General features: G+C 46.5%; 14 protein-coding genes. 2 read left to right on the top strand and 12 right to left on the bottom strand.

The genetic code is table 11. The features are described 5' to 3' along the window. Window positions 1–29: 29 nt before the first annotated feature. From NE671_RS08895 to trxB, 3 genes are all read right to left on the bottom strand, one after another. Window positions 30–1061, bottom strand: a complete 1032-nt coding sequence (locus tag NE671_RS08895) for a PTS mannose/fructose/sorbose transporter subunit IIAB (RefSeq protein WP_256163896.1) — start codon at window positions 1059–1061, stop codon at window positions 30–32. Between the two features lie 420 nt (window positions 1062–1481). Continuing rightward, window positions 1482–2519: a LacI family DNA-binding transcriptional regulator gene (locus NE671_RS08890; protein ID WP_244095937.1), complete on the bottom strand. Its 1038-nt coding sequence runs from the start codon at window positions 2517–2519 to the stop codon at window positions 1482–1484. Next, window positions 2506–3444, bottom strand: coding sequence for a thioredoxin-disulfide reductase (trxB, locus tag NE671_RS08885; protein ID WP_173740333.1), 939 nt, complete (start codon window positions 3442–3444; stop codon window positions 2506–2508). The genes NE671_RS08890 and trxB overlap by 14 nt, the downstream gene beginning before the upstream one ends. A gap of 168 nt (window positions 3445–3612) precedes the next feature. Between trxB and NE671_RS08880 the strand changes: the two genes are divergently transcribed. Continuing rightward, on the top strand, window positions 3613–5385 hold the full coding sequence (locus tag NE671_RS08880) for a DUF885 domain-containing protein (RefSeq protein WP_244095936.1): 1773 nt from the start codon (window positions 3613–3615) through the stop codon (window positions 5383–5385). Window positions 5386–5395: 10 nt separating this feature from the next. On the opposite strand, the gene NE671_RS08875 is transcribed toward NE671_RS08880, so the two are convergent. The 3 genes from NE671_RS08875 to NE671_RS08865 form a co-directional block, all read right to left on the bottom strand. Beyond that, a complete protein-coding gene (locus NE671_RS08875; protein WP_015525365.1) occupies window positions 5396–5677 on the bottom strand; it encodes a hypothetical protein in 282 nt (93 codons plus the stop codon). A gap of 5 nt (window positions 5678–5682) precedes the next feature. Continuing rightward, window positions 5683–6096: an acyl-CoA thioesterase gene (locus NE671_RS08870; protein ID WP_242981939.1), complete on the bottom strand. Its 414-nt coding sequence runs from the start codon at window positions 6094–6096 to the stop codon at window positions 5683–5685. Window positions 6097–6306: 210 nt separating this feature from the next. After that, a complete protein-coding gene (locus tag NE671_RS08865; protein ID WP_173740332.1) occupies window positions 6307–6510 on the bottom strand; it encodes a hypothetical protein in 204 nt (67 codons plus the stop codon). A gap of 860 nt (window positions 6511–7370) precedes the next feature. Here NE671_RS08865 and NE671_RS08860 point away from each other — a divergent pair. After that, window positions 7371–9050, top strand: a complete 1680-nt coding sequence (locus NE671_RS08860) for a CapA family protein (protein WP_244095935.1) — start codon at window positions 7371–7373, stop codon at window positions 9048–9050. 149 nt (window positions 9051–9199) lie between these two features. Here NE671_RS08860 and glgB read toward each other — a convergent pair whose 3' ends face one another. From glgB to NE671_RS08830, 6 genes are all read right to left on the bottom strand, one after another. Next, window positions 9200–11086 (bottom strand): 1,4-alpha-glucan branching protein GlgB, encoded by a 1887-nt coding sequence (gene glgB / locus NE671_RS08855; RefSeq protein ID WP_021653063.1) that lies wholly within the window; start codon window positions 11084–11086, stop codon window positions 9200–9202. 211 nt (window positions 11087–11297) lie between these two features. Then, entirely contained in the window at window positions 11298–12704 is a 1407-nt protein-coding gene (locus NE671_RS08850) for a polysaccharide deacetylase family protein (RefSeq protein ID WP_021653064.1), read from the bottom strand. 227 nt (window positions 12705–12931) lie between these two features. Continuing rightward, window positions 12932–14287, bottom strand: a complete 1356-nt coding sequence (gene tig / locus NE671_RS08845; protein ID WP_256163894.1) for a trigger factor — start codon at window positions 14285–14287, stop codon at window positions 12932–12934. Between the two features lie 78 nt (window positions 14288–14365). Beyond that, entirely contained in the window at window positions 14366–15865 is a 1500-nt protein-coding gene (locus tag NE671_RS08840; protein ID WP_256163893.1) for a polysaccharide deacetylase family protein, read from the bottom strand. A 53-nt stretch (window positions 15866–15918) separates the two neighbouring features. Further along, a complete protein-coding gene (locus tag NE671_RS08835) occupies window positions 15919–17403 on the bottom strand; it encodes a polysaccharide deacetylase family protein (protein ID WP_330383021.1) in 1485 nt (494 codons plus the stop codon). After that, the gene (locus NE671_RS08830) at window positions 17354–17557 is read right to left on the bottom strand and encodes a hypothetical protein (RefSeq protein ID WP_021653069.1); all 204 of its coding nucleotides are present in this window, start codon (window positions 17555–17557) and stop codon (window positions 17354–17356) included. The genes NE671_RS08835 and NE671_RS08830 overlap by 50 nt, the downstream gene beginning before the upstream one ends. Window positions 17558–17583: the final 26 nt, after the last annotated feature.

The following is a 17583-nucleotide window of genomic DNA, read 5'->3' as shown; positions in this document are numbered from 1 at the left end:
TGTGCTACGTTTTATTTATTCAGTGGATGTCAGTCAAGCTTGTCCAGTACATCCTTCACAAGCTTCTGCTCATCATTGGGTACCTGCTGCATACAGGCCTTCGGATCAAGAGCCACCAGCTCTTTCAGTGCCTGCTGTTCTACTTTTGTCAGCATGATAGTCGGGGCCAGGACAAGCTTCTCGGAAACATCGATCCCATCAAAACGTCCCGTATTTCCTACATTGAGGAATCCGATCTCACCAACACTTTGTCTTATCTTCAGAGCATCCTTTACCGTTCTTGTCAGAACCAGAATACGCATCCTGGATGCCTTCGGATTGTTTAAGATACGAATGGCTTCATCCACCGGTTTGATCAGCGATTTGATTCCGCCCGGTACGGCCATTTTCAATGCCATCTTCTGGGTGTTATCGTTAGCTGCCTCGTCATTAGCTACCACGATTCCCTGTACAGCCAGCTGTTTGGTCCAGGTCATGGCAACCTGTCCGTGGATCAGACGGTCATCTACACGAAGTGCGGTGATCTTTGCTGTGGAATTGTCATAGGACTGGGGAGCCAGAGCTTTTTTCGGTGCGGATTTTTTTGCATACGATGCAGCACCTTCTGAAATCTGCGCAGTATTTTCGATACCCTGTGCAGTATCTTCTTCAGCGTTTTTTTCAGATGTGGATTTCTTTCCACCGCCAAGGTCTACCATCTGAAGCTCTTCTCTGGCATCATCGATGAACTCCTGGATCTCCTCCTCTGTCACATCGTCATCTGCCATCATGACCTGCATCAGGACCGGAAGGTTGGTTCCTGTGATCAGTGTGACATTTTCTTTCTGGCTGTATCTCAGAAGCTTCTGATTTACGCTTCCTCCCATCAGATCTGTGAAAACGAAAATCCTGTCGTTTTCATGCTGTGCGAAATATTCTTCAAACTTTTTCTCCACATTGTCTTCCGGTGTCACATAAGCGTCGATGGTTGTGATCTCATCCATTTTTCCAACGATCAGCTCTGCTGTATAACGAATGCCGGAGGCCATTTTTCCATGTGTGGCGATCAGAATCTGTTTCATCTGGTATTCACTCCTTCTGTACTCTTTCCCTTTGGTTATGTACCTAACCTTTATGTTCACACTATAGCATCAAAATTAGGCTGTGTAAATAGGTTATGTACATAACCTATCATTGTAACAAGTTCAAAATCATGGTTTTGTGCAGGTTTCACATAGAACAGCAAATGCTTATTATCCACATCTTCAGCACGAACCTACACAGGATAACTCTTTTACGATTTCAGGTAAATTTACAAAAAGCCGAAAATACTCTGACTGTCAGACACTGACAGTTCCCGTATATTTCGGCTTTTGATATCTTTATATATCAGATTCTCTGTACTCTTACTATATTGAAAGTCCCGATTTTCTATTTTTCACAGTTCTGCAGTGACTTCTCGTATCTACCCCCTGATCAGATCAGGTACATTCTCTGCAGACTTACTTTTCCTCATGCTGCGGCTGTACAGATCTCCTGGGGATCAGCGTGACCGGAAGCATGATCTCATTTTCACGCTCTTTTTCCACTCCATTGATCCGTTCCATCAGAATTTCCACTGCAAGAGACGCCTTCTGCTCCACATTCTGGCTGATAGTAGTCAGACGAGGCACGGAAAATTCCGCATAGCTGATGTTATCGTATCCTGCAATTCCGATCTCCTCCGGAATCTTTACTCCACGACTGCTGAAAAAGCTGATAGCCTCCAATGCATAGAGGTCCGACAGGAAAAACAGTGCGGCCTTTGGTTTTTTCCGCTGGAGCAGCCACGCATAGCTTTCTTTTCGTTTGGCGTAGTTCATTCCAAGAGCAGTAAACTGCACCTTCTGCTTTTTCTTTGCAAAATCCTTCGCCGCCCGCTGAGCGCCCATATAACGAAGATGATCCACACCATTATCACGGCCTGCGCAAACCTGGATATGCTCATAGCCGCATTCCAGAAGATATTTTGTCATAAGATAGCCGCCACTTTCGTCGTCCAGTCCGATATTCAGGACATGGTTTTCCTGGCCTGCATCAAGCTCACCATATGCATCAATAGAAACGATCGGTTTGTTGATCAGCTGATAGATTTTTTCGCAGTTGCTTTTGCTGAAGGAAATGGCAATAACACCATCTACATCCCAGCCCATGACCATCTGGAATATCTTATCTGTATCCTTTGCAGAATACAGCATCAGATAATATCCCAGTTCCTGCACGTATTTCTCGATAAAACCGATGATCTTTCCATAAAAAGGATCTCCGATGATAGAATCCTTGAAGTCTTTATGATAATTGATCACAACTGCGATCAGCTGGGATTTTTCTTTATTCAGAACTCTCAGTCCCATTTTCTGGACATAACCCATCTCTCGGATAAGATTCTCGATCTTCTGAATATTGACAGGAGATACTTTTTTTGTTTTTCCATGTATGACGTTGGAAACAGTTGTTGTACTCACGCCTGCTCTTTGCGCGATTTCCTTAATCGTTGCCATTATCTTTCCTCCAGAGATATTTCTGTGCGGAAGCCACTGCATTGGCTCCGTCTGAAACAGCAGTTACTATCTGGCGAAGTGCCTTGGTACGAATATCCCCCGCTGCAAAAACCCCAGGTGCGTTGGTAACACCCTCTTCTCCTGCACAGATATATCCATTTTCATCCAGCTTCAGCTGGTCCTTTACAAGTGTCGTATTAGGAACGATCCCCACAGCAATGAAAACACCTTCTGCGGTCAATTCCCTCTCTTCATTTGTTTTTATATTACGGATTTTAAGACCGGTCACTTCATCCTGTCCCAGGATCTCAAGGGGAACACTGTCCCACACCATTTCTATATTCTCACAGGCAAAGACTTTCTCCTGAAGTGCCTGATCTGCTCGAAGCGCATCACGGCGATGAACAAGATATACCCTTTCACAGAGGCCGGAAAGAAAAACTGCATCCTCTGCTGCCACGTTTCCTCCCCCCACTACCACTGCGGTCCGATCCTTATAAAAAGCTCCGTCACAGGTAGCGCAGTAGGAAACACCAAGGCCGCTCAGATCATCCTCTCCCGGGATATCCAGCTTCCGGTGCTCTGCCCCAAATGCAAGGATCAGGGCTTTCGCCTGATATTCATGCTTTTTTGTACGAATCGTCTTGATCTCTCCGGAAATATTTTCCAGGGAAAGTATCTTCTCTCGCTGCGGTTCCAATCCCAGTTTCCGGGCATGCGCCCCAAAGGCTTCTCCGAGATCCATGCCCGATATCCCCGGCATTCCCGGATAATTATCCACCGCATAGGTAGCTGTGACCTGACCGCCCGGTGCAAAGTTTTTATCGATCCATATGGTATTTAACCTGGCCCTGGACGCATAGATCGCTGCCGTGATCCCTGCCGGACCTCCGCCTAAAATTGCAAGATCATAAATATCACTCATGTTATTTCTCCATTTTTGTATATTTCCGCTCACATAATATCATAGATTCCGTAATTTTCCAATATGATAGAACAAAGCGCCACTCTGAAAGGACGTTACTGTTTGCTTCGAGACCATCAGCACTCTCCACATGGTATATGTCTGTAAACAGTAATGAAAGACTGTCTTATGTCTCTTAAAATCAGGAAAAATAAATCTCCTATTTTCATCACTCTGCTTCTTATCCTGGCACTTCTCACCGGCCTTACTGCCGGTTATTTTTCCACTCACGGGATCACAGAAAACGGAAAATTCGAAGCCTTTTCCGGAAAAGTTTTTCAAAATGAAGTTTCCGGCAGCACCCTTACCCTCCATTATACCCTGGCACATCCGGAAAAACAGGGTATCCGGCGAAAAAAAGCTTCTCTTGGCACTGTCCCCACAGATATGAAAAATACATACCAGATCTGCAGCCAGTACGAAAAAAAGCTGAAATCCTTCCGCTACAGCCGCCTTTCCACGGAAAATCAGCTGACGCTGGACTCCATGCTCCTCTATTACCACACGGAAAAATCACTGGGCGACAATTATCTGCTTCAGGAGCCTCTTGGCCCAAGTCTTGGTATTCAGGCTCAGCTTCCGGTTCTTCTGGCGGAATATGCCTTTTATGAAGATCGTGATATCACCGACTATCTCACTCTTCTCACCACCATCCGCCCATACTTTCGGAGCATCCTGGAATTTGAAAAAAAGAAATCCGAAGCTGGTTTCTTTATGAGCGATACTACCCTGGACCGGGTCCTTGCACAATGCAGTGCTTTTATCCAGAATCCCGACAACAATTATATGCTGGAAATTTTCCAGAAAAAGCTATCCGAATATGGAAAACTTCCTTTCTCAGAGCAGAACGCTCTGGTCCTGACCCACCAAAATCTTATGAAAACAGAAGTCATCCCAGCCTATCAGGAACTTATGACCGGTCTGGAGGCTTTGCGTGGCACAGGAAAAAATGATCGTGGCCTGACTTATTTCAAGGGAGGAAAAGCCTACTATCTCTATCTTCTTCAGAGTCAGACCGGCTCTTACGTTCCTGTAAAGCAAATGGAAAAACGACTCTCCGGACAGCTTTCCGACGAGATTGGCATCGCAGGAACCATACTTCGACAAAACCCGGAGCTTCTGACTACTCTCAGCCGGGGAATCACTTTCAGAGAAATAAAGCCTGCCCAGATGCTGAATGCCTTGCAGCAGAAGATCCAAACAGACTTCCCACCTCTCACAGATGTCACCTTTGAGCTCCGCACAGTCCACGATTCCATGAAAGAATATCTAAGCCCCGCCTTTTATCTCACCCCACCTATGGATACCGGAACCCCCAATGTGATCTACATAAATCCGGCTGCCGGCTACCAGGGCCTGGAGCTTTTTACCACACTGGCACATGAAGGATTCCCGGGGCATCTTTACCAGACTGTCACCTTCCAACGCCAAAAATCCTCCAACATCCGAAATCTTCTCTGCACCTCCGGCTTTGCAGAAGGATGGGCCACCTACATCGAACCCTATGCCTACCAGTACGCCGCCGATTATATTCAGGATCCTTCTGCCACAGAGCTTGCCAGGATCTCCTGGCTGAACCGAAGCATCAATTTATGCATGTACTCCCTTCTGGACATTGAGATCCATTACAACGGCTGGACTCAGGCCGAAGCCGCCAGCTTTCTGAAAGCCTTTGGTATCGAAGACAGCGCCGTTGTCTCCGAGATCTACCAGTATATCCTGGAAACCCCGGGAAATTATCTGAAATACTACTGGGGCTACTTAAGCCTTCTGGACTTACGCACTTCCGAACAGAACCGCCTTGGCCAGGACTTTGATCTGAAAGCTTTCCACAGCCAGGTACTGAAGATCGGTGGTGTACAGTTCCCGGTGCTGGAGAAGTATATTGATGCGGAATTTTGAAACTATTTTTTCACTCCAACCCAGCAAAAAACAGTTCATAAAAATCATCCTCACCCTCAAGCATCGGAGAATTCTCTCCGCCGCCATTGGTACTCCTCTTCATCGCTGCATAAAATTCCTCACCAGCTGCGATCAGATCCATCTCATAAACCGGAACCCCAAGCTCCCGGCACTTCTTACAGAAAGCAGCCAGCGGCTCTTTCTCCCTGCGGGTAGCAAGCAACATCTCCCGAAGCGCCGGGTCCCTGCGGGCCTTTTCCTTCAGATTATCAAGCATCTCCACAACTTCCATCAGACTCAATCCCCCTTCACACAGCTTCTGAACAGCACATCCAGTTCCGGAATCTCTTTTTTCAGAGAAACCAGCTCCCCATTCCTGGTAAAACAATGCTTCGAGGAAGCCTCTGTACAAACCTCACTTCTGGTCACATTAAAAAACTCATAAGCCAGCTCCAGAACCACACCACTGTACTTCTTCACCGAAACCGAAATCCCAACTACATCATCAAAAAGCACCGGCTTCTTATAAGAAACTGAAACCTCTGCAACCGGAGAAACAATCCCCCGCTTCTCCACCTCACCATAACCAAAGCCCAACTCCTTCATGAAATCGATCCGGGCCTCTTCCATCCATTTCACATAATTGGAATGATGGATGATCCCCATCTGATCCGTCTCATGATACTGTGCCTTACGCCTGTAAACACCCATGTTTATATCCTCTCTTCTGTAAAAATCTGACATTTGTCACCAGTAACAAAATATCCTCTTTATTTCTCACAAACCATACTCTTTATACAACTCCCTGCAAGCCTCCGCACTGTCTATGATTTTCCCAATCTCATCCATTCGACCATCCACGATCAAACGATTGATCAACATCCTCATCCTCGTTTCTCATTACATAAAACGGAAGCAACATCAGTAAATTCTTCTCAAAAATGAAAGCTGGGCATCCGTGATCAGTTCCCCGTCCTCCAGCTGATGCTCATTCCGAAGATGCACGATCTTCACATCCTTCGGATATGAGGTATGAAACACCTCGTTGATAAGCGGAACGAGCAGGTAAGTCATCTTCTCCACCATTGTCCGGAAAACATCGTCAAATATAGTATTGTTATTCATTAACACTCCTACTGATATATAAATTATACCACACAAAGAAAACATAAAAACCACATAAAACGGATTTTCATAACCTTCACAGTAACAAAAATGGAAAATGCTTCAGAATCCGAAGCTCCAAGAATGTCCATACAGACAAAAGATCTTATAAGATATACCAACCATACCATACACCAGAGAAAAAATCACGCAAAACCCATCCAAAAATCCCACCACAATTCGACACACTCCCAGCCGACAACGAAGCGCCTCGACACACTCCCAGCCGACAACGAAGCGCCTCGACACACTCCCAGCCGACAACGAAGCGCCTCGACACACTCCCAGCCGACAGCGAAGCGCCTCGGCCCACCCCCTTCCCATCAAACCACAAGGAAACTCAGCCTTTCCTCCACGCCGTCCAGCGCAGCGCTGACGGCTCATCCAATTCCCGTGAAACCACTCAACCTCACACTTTAAATCAAACTCCCGCCCAGCCCCCCTAACCCTACCGCCTTGAACCTCACAGCCCGAGCCGGGGATGCTGTCTGGTCTGCCTCTGCAGGAGGGGAGCTGATTCTTGGCTGGCGGAAATCTGCGTTGTTTTTCAAAAGTCCGCTGTCTGAGCGGCTGCAAGACGCGAGTTCGGACTTTTGGAAAACGCTTTTAGCAGATTCCCGGCAGCCTAGAAGCCAGCCCCCGACGAAGCCGCAGACCAGACAGCATCCCCGACTCGGGCGTACGTTCACCCCCACCACCCTCTTCCCACCAAAATAAAAATCTGCTATAATACAACCACACAACAAAAATCAAAAATAACAAAGCGAACAATCACCAATCAATCGCATTCAAAATCCAAAGAAAGACAAGGTAAAACATAAATGAAATTTCCACCCAACATCAAAATCCTCGACTCCCTCAAAGGAGTCTTCAAAAAAAGCTCCACCCCGGAGCCCCTCAGAGAAACCCGGCGCAACCCCAAGGACAACATCCCCCTGAACTTCCGCGAACGCAGCAATGCCCGCGTAAGTCTTATGGCATCCGTCATCGTCCTTGCAATCCTGGTCCTCTTCTTCAATCAGCTGGACTACCGCCTCATCCGCAAACCAGCCATAGACGCCCAGAAAAAAGCCGCGGCAGTCAAAGCCAAGGCCGAGCAGGAAGCAGCCGACACCACTGCCGAAACTACCACTGCCTCCGTCATCGCAGTAGGCGACAACCTCTATCACCAGAGTCTCATCGACGCAGGCGCATCCTCTGACAGCAACTGGAACTACGACAAGATCTACACCCACATCCAGGACACCATCAAGGACGCAGACATCAAAATGATCGATCAGGAAACCGTCTTCACAACCGACCATGACAGCGTAAGCTCCTACCCATCCTTTGCAACACCCACAGAAGTAGGAGACGCCATTATAAAAGCAGGATTCAACGTAGTAGAATCCGCCAACAACCACATCGATGACTTCGGAGAAGGCTTCCTCACAGACACACTGAACTTCTGGAAAACCAAATATCCGGATGTCACACTTCTGGGGATCCACGACTCCCAGGAAGATGCCGACACCGTCAAGATCCGTGAAGTAAACGGTATCAAGATCGCATTTCTGGATTACACCTACGGCACAAACGTAGGCGGCATTGAAGGAAAAGACTACATGATCGACATGATCCGCAAAGACAAGATCACAGCCATGATCCAGAAAGCAAAACAGCAGGCCGACTGCATCATCTTTGTAGCACACTGGGGTACCGAAGACGAAACCATGCCAAACGAATACGAAAAACAGTGGGCAGCCTACCTTATGGAGCAGGGCGTAAATGTCATCATCGGCGGACATCCACATGTACTCCAGCCATATGGCCGCCTTACTGATGACAAAGGCAATGAAACTGTAGTCTTCTACTCTCTGGGAAATTTCGTATCCACCCAGCAGAAGCTGGAAGAACTTCTCGGCGGAATGGCAAAATTCACCATTCAGAAAACCGTACAGGACGGCAAGACCTCAATTGAGATCCTGACCCCTACAGTGGAACCTCTGGTCATGCATTACAACAGCGATGCCGGTGAATTCGGACCATATATGCTTTCCGATTACACAGAAGAACTTGCATCTCAGAACGGTGTACAGTCATACATTGGCTCCGGTGTATTCACTCTTGACAACCTGAAAAAGAAGTTCAACGAGATTATGTCCATGAATGTCACTCCATCCACAGGAACCAACCTCCTGGATGTGACCATTGACACAGACCTGAACATGATCGATGCATCCGGAAATGTCGTAGAAGATACCGACTCCATCACAGCAGAAAAATATTACGCAGATAAAGGCATTGACATCACTTCCGAAGACTTTAACTCTGCTGATAATAACTCAGGCAGCACAGACGACTCCTCGGATGACGGTTCCTACGACGACAGTTACTCTGACGACGGTTCCTACGATGATGGTTCCTACGACGATGGTTCCTACGACGACGGTTCCTACGATGATGGTTCCTACGATGATGGTTCCTACGATGATGGTTCCTACGATGATAGCGAAGAATAGCGATAACTTTTCGTAACCAGTTTATACCCAGATCCATAAAATACCGGAGATCCGGCACCTCTGAAGCCAACACTTCAAAGGTACACAGATCTCCGGTATTTTTATTTTATCTTTTATATTTTCTTTCAAAGATTTCGCTATACAGAATATCAGTATGTAAATATACCAACTCCATAAGCTTCCAAAGGATATGCAAAAGAAAATTCCCGGTTGTCACAATTTTTCTTTTCGGCTTTAAATACCTTACCCTTCGGAAGAAGCCCCTGCTCATCCATGATCAGCTTGTACTGTTTTTTCTTCGGAACGCCTACACGGTAATCCGGACGTGCTACCGGTGTAAAGTTGCATACTATCAAGATATTATTACGTCTTGTAGGAGATTTTCTCACAAAGCTGAAGATACTTCTGTCGCCATCGTTGGCATTGATCCACTCAAATGCAGATGGATCATTATCTGCACCGTAAAGTGCCGGATATTTGCGGTAGATATGCAGAAGATCACTGACATACTGCTGCAGCTTCTGATGATTTTCCTCGCCAAGAAGATACCAGTCAAGCTCTCTGGCCTCACTCCACTCACGCAGCTGTCCGAAATCCTGTCCCATAAACAGAAGCTTTTTACCCGGATGCCCGAACATAAAAGTATATCCGGCCTTCAGGTTCTTGAATTTATCATCCAGCTCTCCTGGCATCTTCTCCAGCATAGAACACTTCAGATGTACTACCTCATCATGAGACAGAACCAGAACATATTTCTCACTGTATGCATAAGTCATAGAAAATGTCATCTTATTATGATTAAATTTACGGAAATATGGATCTAGCTTCATGTATTCCAGGAAGTCGTTCATCCAGCCCATATTCCACTTCAGAGAGAATCCAAGCCCGTCGTCTTCTGCCTTACCTGTTACCATCGGCCATGCGGTAGATTCCTCTGCGATCATGACAGTTCCATGATTTCTTCCGAGAACAACGGTATTCAGATGCTTAAAAAATTCAATAGCCTCCAGATTCTTGTTTCCGCCGTATTTATTGGCGATCCACTCACCGTCTTTCTTACCGTAATCCAGGTAGAGCATGGATGCAACCGCATCTACACGAAGACCATCAACGTGGCATTCCTCTACCCAGTAAAGAGCGTTTGCGATCAGGAAATTCTTCACCTCCGGACGTCCGTAATTGTAGATCTTGGTTCCCCAATCCGGATGCTCACCCTGTCTCGGATCTGCATGCTCATATACAGCAGTTCCGTCAAAGTTAACCAGTCCGTGTGCATCCTTCGGAAAATGTGCCGGTACCCAGTCAAGAATGATACCGATTTTCTGACGGTGAAGATAATCCACCAGATATTTGAAATCCTGCGGTGTTCCGTAGCGGGAAGTCGGTGCGTAATAGCCGGTTACCTGATAGCCCCAGGAACCGTCAAAAGGATGCTCTGCAATACCCATAAGCTCCACATGGGTGTATCCCATTTTTTTGACATACTGTGCAAGCTTCGGCGCCAGTTCTCTGTAGGAATAGAAACCATCCTCATCCTCTGCTGTCTGCGGATGCTTCATCCAGGAACCCGGATGCACTTCATAGATAGACATGGCACTTGTGTCCGGATCAAAGTTCTCGCGATTTTTCATCCAGGTATCATCTTTCCATTTATAGTTGGTGATATCTGTAATACGAGAGGCTGTTCCGGGACGCATTTCAGCGGCATTGGCATATGGATCTGCCTTGTAAAGCTCCTCACCATGTGCACCTGTAATGTAAAATTTATACAGCTGTCCGATCTTCGCTCCCGGTACAAATGTCTCATAGACGCCAATGGGTCCAACTTTTTTCATGGGATTCTTCTCCGTATCCCATTCGTTAAATTCACCTATAACAGAAACCGCCTGTGCATTAGGTGCCCACACTGCAAAATAAACCCCTTTTTTCCGGTTCTGCGTATCTGGATGTGCTCCCAGCTTCCTGTAAATATCATAATTCGTGCCCTGACCAAACAGATACTGGTCAAGCTCCGTAAATTGTAATTTCTTTCCCATTTTCAGGTACCTCCCTTTATAGTTCTGCCACCGTCCATTCCCCAATTTTAAGTGGAATTTTTTATTCTATAATTATACCAATCCCCATATTTTCAGTCAAGGAAAAACCCTCTCCGGCTAATATGTGTCTATTATCCGACAGTGTCAGATAAAGTCAAAAAAGAGACCTGAATGACGCACATTTTGTCATTCAGGTCTCTCCTGTCATTTTTTAATATTCTTCGCTTCCATCGTCATAAGATTCGTCGTAGGAACCATCATCATAGCTTCCATCATCGGAAGATCCATCCGAATAATCACTTTCGTCAGAACCATCGGAATAGTCCCCTTCATCAGAAGATCCGTCACTGACATCCGATCCGTCAGAAGAATCGCTTCCATCGGAGCCATCCTCAGAGGAATCCTCTGAATCGCTGGAATTTCCTGCATATCCTGCAACACGACCAGCCTGAAGAGAGCTGTCCCAGAAGTCAGAATAGGAAGCACTCTGTAACGTAACATCCTTCGCTTCTGCAAGCTCGCTGACTGTTACAAGCTTATATCCCTGGTCGATCAGTGCCGGGATCAGCTTCTCTGTGGCACACTTCACAGATGGTTCATGAATATCATGCATCAGGATGATAGAACCGTCTCCCAGTGAGGAATCATTCATGATCTGGTTATAATCTGCATCCGCATCCATCAGCTTCCAGTCCAGAGAATCCGTAGACCACATGAAGAAAGGCTTGCCAACTGCACTCATCTGCTCATCTGTGATCGCGCCATACGGTGCACGACATACCGTTGATGCCTGCCCACAGGCTTTTACCAGTGCATCATCCGTCTTCTGGAACTCCTGCATAACAGAATCCAGATCCATATTCGGCAGTGTCTGTTCCGGATGATCCCAGGTATGGTTACCGATCTCGCAGCCAAGCTTTACCATTCGCTGTATGGTAGATTCACGGCCCTCCACATTCTGTCCCAGCATAAAGAACGTAACATGGATATTGTATTTCTCAACAGTATCAAGAAGTGTCTCTGTATACTCTCCAGGACCATCATCAAAGGTCAGAGCGATCATCGGGCGCTTCTTGGAAGGATCATAAGAGCCATCCTCATTAAAATAATAGTCCTTCACACCTTTCTCCACCCATCCGGTCTGCATGTATCCCTTTTTATCAAAGCTGTATGTTGTTCCGTCAATATCCGCAAAACCATTTACATAATATGTACCATCCGGATTCTGATACCACTTTCCTGTAGAATCCTCATGCCATCCCGGAGTCATAACAGAAAGCCTTTCGCCTGCTGCACTGCCCTTTACCGGCATCACCGTTGCATCCGTACCGGAATCCGCGCTGTCTGTATCCGAAGCAGCCGTATCCGTCGATGCCGTACCGTCCTTCGTACTGCTGTCTGTGGAAGCTCCGGCGGTATTTGCCTGGACATTTACTGTCTCCGCATCCTTATTGCTTCCGCCGCCTGCATGGTTGACGATGGGAAGAATTACCCCTCGAACAACAAAAACCAGCAGAAGAATCGCCGCAACTACACAGGTTATCCGCTTCATCATCCGCCGCCGTCTTAACTGCTGCTGTTTTCTGCGCATCCTCTCACGCAAAACTCTTTTGTCCATTTTTTACATCCCCGTTTATATACTCATATCTTTCTTTGATATTTAATGTCTGTCTTTAATCATACCGCATTTAACGCTTAAATACAATGGAAATTCCCGAAAGAATCTCTTAATTTGTTACTGTTCACTCCGTTCTCAGTAACACACTTCGCGATGCACATGTAAAAAAAATGGCACCCGGAACACATTCCGGGCACCACACTTTTTTAGCTGCTGATACTGTCAGATCACTCCTGACCCGCTGCATCCGATGTGCTGCTGTCTGCATCCTGATCCGCCTCGCCGTCTTCCGGCACCATATCTGTAGCCTCTGCCGCTTCCAGCTCTTCATCCACGGTACCTTCCGCACTGCTTCCGTCCGAGGAAGGATCATCTCCGTTTACTCCCTGGGTATCACCGGCAGAAACCTTCTCCTCAACCGTTGCATTGTCCAGGATAAAATCTTCCACTCTGAGAAGCCCGATGGATTCATCCACGGCTGCCTGTCCGTATTTATCTACCAGCGCAGCCAGATCCTTCACACTGTATGCTTTGATCAGTTCATCCTGGATACTGAGAGATTTTTTATCTTCAAGTGTCATATTCTCCTTATCCATGATCCCCTGTACGATCAGGTTCTGCTTTACTTTAAACTCCGCATACTGACCGCTCTGCTCCTCAAAATCATCCATGGAGATTCCCTGAGCTTTTACAAAATCCTCCAGCGTCATATCGCCCTGTTTTGCATAATTCTCATACAGACTGCGAAACTCTGTCTTGGCTGTATCCAGATCCTCCTGTGGATATTCCTTCACTTCAGATGCTGAGAGCACTGTGTTCCATGCAGTTTCACGCAATGTGTTCTGTGCACTTGTCTTCGCTTCATCCTCCAGCGTGGTACGGATTTCCTTCTTGTAATCATCCACACTCTTACAGTCTGTATTCTTGGCTACCCAGGTATCGGTAAGCTCAGGTGCACGCTTAAAGCTCTGCAGAGTGACCTTAAATACCACTTCCTGTCCGGCCAGCTCTTCCGAAGAGTATTCCTTCGGGAAAGTCAGATCGAGATTCTTGGTCTCACCTTTTTTCATTCCGATGATCCCGTCCTCAAATCCGTCGATAAATGTTCCGGAGCCTATGGTCAGCTCATAATTATTTGCAGTACCGCCGTCAAAAGCCACTCCGTCCTTGGTTCCCACATAATTAATGGTAACCACATCTCCGTTCTGAACACTGCCTTCCGTTACTTCCTCAGCCTTGTTCTGAAGCTCTTCCTTGATCCTTCCGTCAACCATATCATCGGTTACGGCTTCTACTGTGTTATCAAGAGTCAGCCCCTTATATTCTCCGATGGTCACATATTTGCTCACATCATCCACGGAAACAAGCCTTGTGTCTCCGGAGGCTGCCTCTTCGCTGTCTTTATTGGAATCCGTTTCTTCTGACTCTTTGGAATCTGCAGATCCGGAATCTTCTTTATCTGTTGTATCCTGCACTTCTGCTGCAGGTTTTTTGTCATCTTTCTGGTCTGTTGATGTGCCACATGCAGTGATCGCCAGTGCCGCACACAGTGCAAGAACCATGAGATATGCTTTTTTCTTCATAACCTACTCCCTTCATCAAGTACTGTCGGTTCGATTATAATCTTTTTTTATACAGATTTGTAAAGTGTGTTTGCTGTCTTACATTTCCGGTACCGGTGTCGGTCTGGAAGAATCCCACACCTCCGATACATCAAACAGGTCACTGAGCATATCCGGATTGTAATACATTCTGTATCCATCCAGATTCCGTCTTCCCTGACGGAAATATTCACTTGTGATCTGCACAAAATACTGACTGGAATCTACATTGCAGAAATAGCGGTAGCCACGGCTTTTGTAATACTCATACTTCTCATTATCCGAGGTGTATCCTTCCCAATCGCCGATATCCGCACCAAAGGCAAAAATGATCATATCGGTTTTTCCGAGGATGGGTGCCACATATTTTTCCCATTTTTTATTATCGGTCTTCAACTCCGCTGCTGTGGAGCTTGTAGCGTTTCTGTGACCCCAGGTATGGCTTGCAAATTCCCACCCGTCCTTTTTCATGGCCTTCGCCACTTTTTTGGCTGCTTTTACTTCTTTATCATAGTCAAAATCCGGATTGGCCTTGAGAAAAGCCTTCTGGTCATCCTGAAGATTCTTCTTGGTCTTATATGCCCCATCTGTACGGTAGCCCAGAACACCATTATAACCGGTCATTGCCAGAATACCCTTTCTTCCATGATAGGAAAAATCCGGATGTTCTTTGATAAAGGAATCCAGGATCGGCACCACATCGTAATCTCCGGTCACAACTGTACCGTCTGCCTTCTTATACTCGCATTTGATATCTCCGTTGTCGTCGATCACCAGCTTTGTGGCAAATCCGTCTCCGTCCATATAATGATAGTAGCTGACGTCATCCTCTGAAAGAACAAAAGGAATCTTGCCTTCCGGCAGCATGATCTTTCCCCTGCTCATGGTTCCGTCATCATTGATCACAGCCATATCATGAGGACTCACCAGTACGTAACCCTTATCATACATGATCTGGAGCATTTTTTTGAACTCGCTGACTGTGGTCATCATCTGATTATATCCGGCCTCATCGGAATCTCCGTCAAAGGCCAGTGAGGTATTCACGATCAGGGAATGAAAAAATACATGGGTGATATTCTCAAGTGGATATTCCACACAGGCATCTCTTTTTTTCATGTAGGCTGCTGCTGCTTCCTGCATCTTGTCACTGGTAGCAAATTTCCAGTTGTTTTTCAGCACGGAGATCGCGCCGGTATAATCATACTGCTGTGCCAGTTTTTTGGCTTTTTTGAGAAGTGTTTTTTCGTCTGAGGAAGTACTGTCGGAGCTGTTCTCGGCTGCTTCCCTTTTCTGTGTTTCTTTTTCTGCCTTTTTTTCTTCCTTCGGTGTCTCGGTAGCTACCGGCTGGTCCTCCGGATCCGCTGCTACTTTGGCTTCTTCGGACTGTTCTTCTTCGGCTTCCGCAGCTTCTGCTTCCGCTTCATCAGACTGTGTATCCTCGTCATCCTGTGTCCCGGAGATCATATTGTCCACCTGAACAGTGACCGGATGGTTTCCGCCCACAAGAAGTGACGCCGCAAGCACTGTTGTCAGTACACCTGCAATTTTTTTCTTCATAATAATATATATGCCCCTTTCTAAAAGTCCCCTCGTATCTCCGGATATGACCGTTACATCGGCGGTACCGGTGTCGGTCTTGCCGGATCAAAAACATCTTTTACGTCAAAAAGATCGGATAACAGTTCCGGGTTATAATACATACGGTATCCATCCAGATTTCGTCTTCCCTGACGGAAGTACCGATCCCGGATCTGTACATAATACTGGCTGGAATCCACGTTGCAGTAATAATTATATCCCTGCCCCTTCAGATATTCGAATTTATCCCCGGAATACTCCTGGTCATTGGTAATGTCGGTTCCAAAAGCAAAAATGATAACATCCGTTCCCCCGATCAGCGGATCTACATTTTTCTTGAAACGTTCGGTATCTGCCTGAAGCTTCTCCAGTGTGACCTGTCCCACATTCTGATGTCCCCAGGTATGGCTCGCAAATTCCCAGCCTTCTGCCTTCATGGCATCGGCAACCTTTTTTGCGGCTGCCCGTTCTTTTTCCAGGCTGAAATCCGGATGTGCATCCAGCCACTGTACTTTATTTTCATCCAGATCTGCCGGACGGGTCTCATAGCTTTCGTCGGTCCGGTATCCCAGGATCCCGTTGTATCCGGTAAGTGCCAGGATTCCTTTTGCACCGCGGTATGAGAAATCCGGATGCTTTTCCACAAAACGGTCGATCAACGGAACCATGTCATAATCTCCCACGGAGACACTTCCGTCATCTTCCACATATTCATTGCGGATCTTTCCTTTATCATCCACGATCAGCTTCGTGGCATAGCCGTCACCGTCCATGTAATGATAATAGCATACATCATCCTGTGAGAGGACAAACGGCGTTTTCCCAGGCGGAAGAAGGATCTCTCCCTCTGTGATATTCCCGTTGTCGTCTGCCTTTGCCATGTCCTTGATGCTTACCATCACATAGCCCTTGTCATACATGGTCTGCGTGATCTTGTTAAACTCATCAATGGTTGTCATGACCTGATTATAATCTGCTTCTTTGTAGTCTCCGTCAAACGCTTTGGATGGATCCTTGATCAGAATATGATAAAAGACATGTGTCACCTTTTCAAGGGGCCATGCCGTACAGGTTGCTTTTATGTCTTCGTATTTTTTTGCAGCTGCCTGCATCTTCTTATCCGAATCATAGGACGGAGCCTTTTTCAGAAGATCGATAGCTTTGTCATAGTTATACTGACTGGCCAGAAGCTCTGCCTCTGCGAGAGTATCTTTGGAAGCGGTCTCTGTATTTTTAGTACCTGCTTCTAAAGCTTTTTCTCCGGAAACAGTCTGTTCTTTCTGTTTGTCAGAAGAAACCATCTTCTCTTTTGAAGCCTTCTCACTTCTGCCCTTCAGCGCACCGACTCCTACTGATGCCCCGACTGCGACGATCATTGCCGCTGTTATGATGGCCAGACGTTTTCTGCGTTCCTTCAGCTGGCGCTTTCTGCGGCGTTTCAATACCTCTTTCCGCCATTCTTCGTACTCAGGAGTCCCCATTTCCGGTCGGGTTCCCCCGGGCTTTTTCTCTTTCATATAATATTTCCTCCATCTCTGGTTTATCCATTACATATGTTAGCTCAAAGATAGTTATGTCCTGTATTCTCTGCAGCATACACAGATGAACTGCATCGTAATCATTATAACTGGTAACTGCTGAAATTTCCACCGTTCCACCTGTCTTTTTCACTTTTTTAATTGCCTTTTTGACGAAAC

Source organism: Blautia sp. DFI.9.10 (genome assembly GCF_024461705.1).
Lineage (GTDB): Bacteria > Bacillota > Clostridia > Lachnospirales > Lachnospiraceae > Blautia_A > Blautia_A fusiformis.
This window is presented reverse-complemented; position numbering and strand designations above follow the sequence as displayed.

Excerpts from the sequence above, each read along its gene's own strand:
- tig (WP_256163894.1), bottom strand. The coding sequence starts at position 14,287 with ATGAAGAAAAAAGCATATCTCATGGTTCTTGCACTGTGTGCGGCACTG.
- NE671_RS08835 (WP_330383021.1), bottom strand. The coding sequence starts at position 17,403 with ATGAAAGAGAAAAAGCCCGGGGGAACCCGACCGGAAATGGGGACTCCT.
- NE671_RS08875 (WP_015525365.1), bottom strand. The coding sequence starts at position 5,677 with ATGGAAGTTGTGGAGATGCTTGATAATCTGAAGGAAAAGGCCCGCAGG.
- glgB (WP_021653063.1), bottom strand. The coding sequence starts at position 11,086 with ATGGGAAAGAAATTACAATTTACGGAGCTTGACCAGTATCTGTTTGGT.
- NE671_RS08840 (WP_256163893.1), bottom strand. The coding sequence starts at position 15,865 with ATGAAGAAAAAAATTGCAGGTGTACTGACAACAGTGCTTGCGGCGTCA.
- NE671_RS08870 (WP_242981939.1), bottom strand. The coding sequence starts at position 6,096 with ATGGGTGTTTACAGGCGTAAGGCACAGTATCATGAGACGGATCAGATG.
- trxB (WP_173740333.1), bottom strand. The coding sequence starts at position 3,444 with ATGAGTGATATTTATGATCTTGCAATTTTAGGCGGAGGTCCGGCAGGG.
- NE671_RS08865 (WP_173740332.1), bottom strand. The coding sequence starts at position 6,510 with ATGAATAACAATACTATATTTGACGATGTTTTCCGGACAATGGTGGAG.
- NE671_RS08890 (WP_244095937.1), bottom strand. The coding sequence starts at position 2,519 with ATGGCAACGATTAAGGAAATCGCGCAAAGAGCAGGCGTGAGTACAACA.
- NE671_RS08880 (WP_244095936.1), top strand. The coding sequence starts at position 3,613 with ATGTCTCTTAAAATCAGGAAAAATAAATCTCCTATTTTCATCACTCTG.
- NE671_RS08860 (WP_244095935.1), top strand. The coding sequence starts at position 7,371 with ATGAAATTTCCACCCAACATCAAAATCCTCGACTCCCTCAAAGGAGTC.
- NE671_RS08850 (WP_021653064.1), bottom strand. The coding sequence starts at position 12,704 with ATGGACAAAAGAGTTTTGCGTGAGAGGATGCGCAGAAAACAGCAGCAG.
- NE671_RS08895 (WP_256163896.1), bottom strand. The coding sequence starts at position 1,061 with ATGAAACAGATTCTGATCGCCACACATGGAAAAATGGCCTCCGGCATT.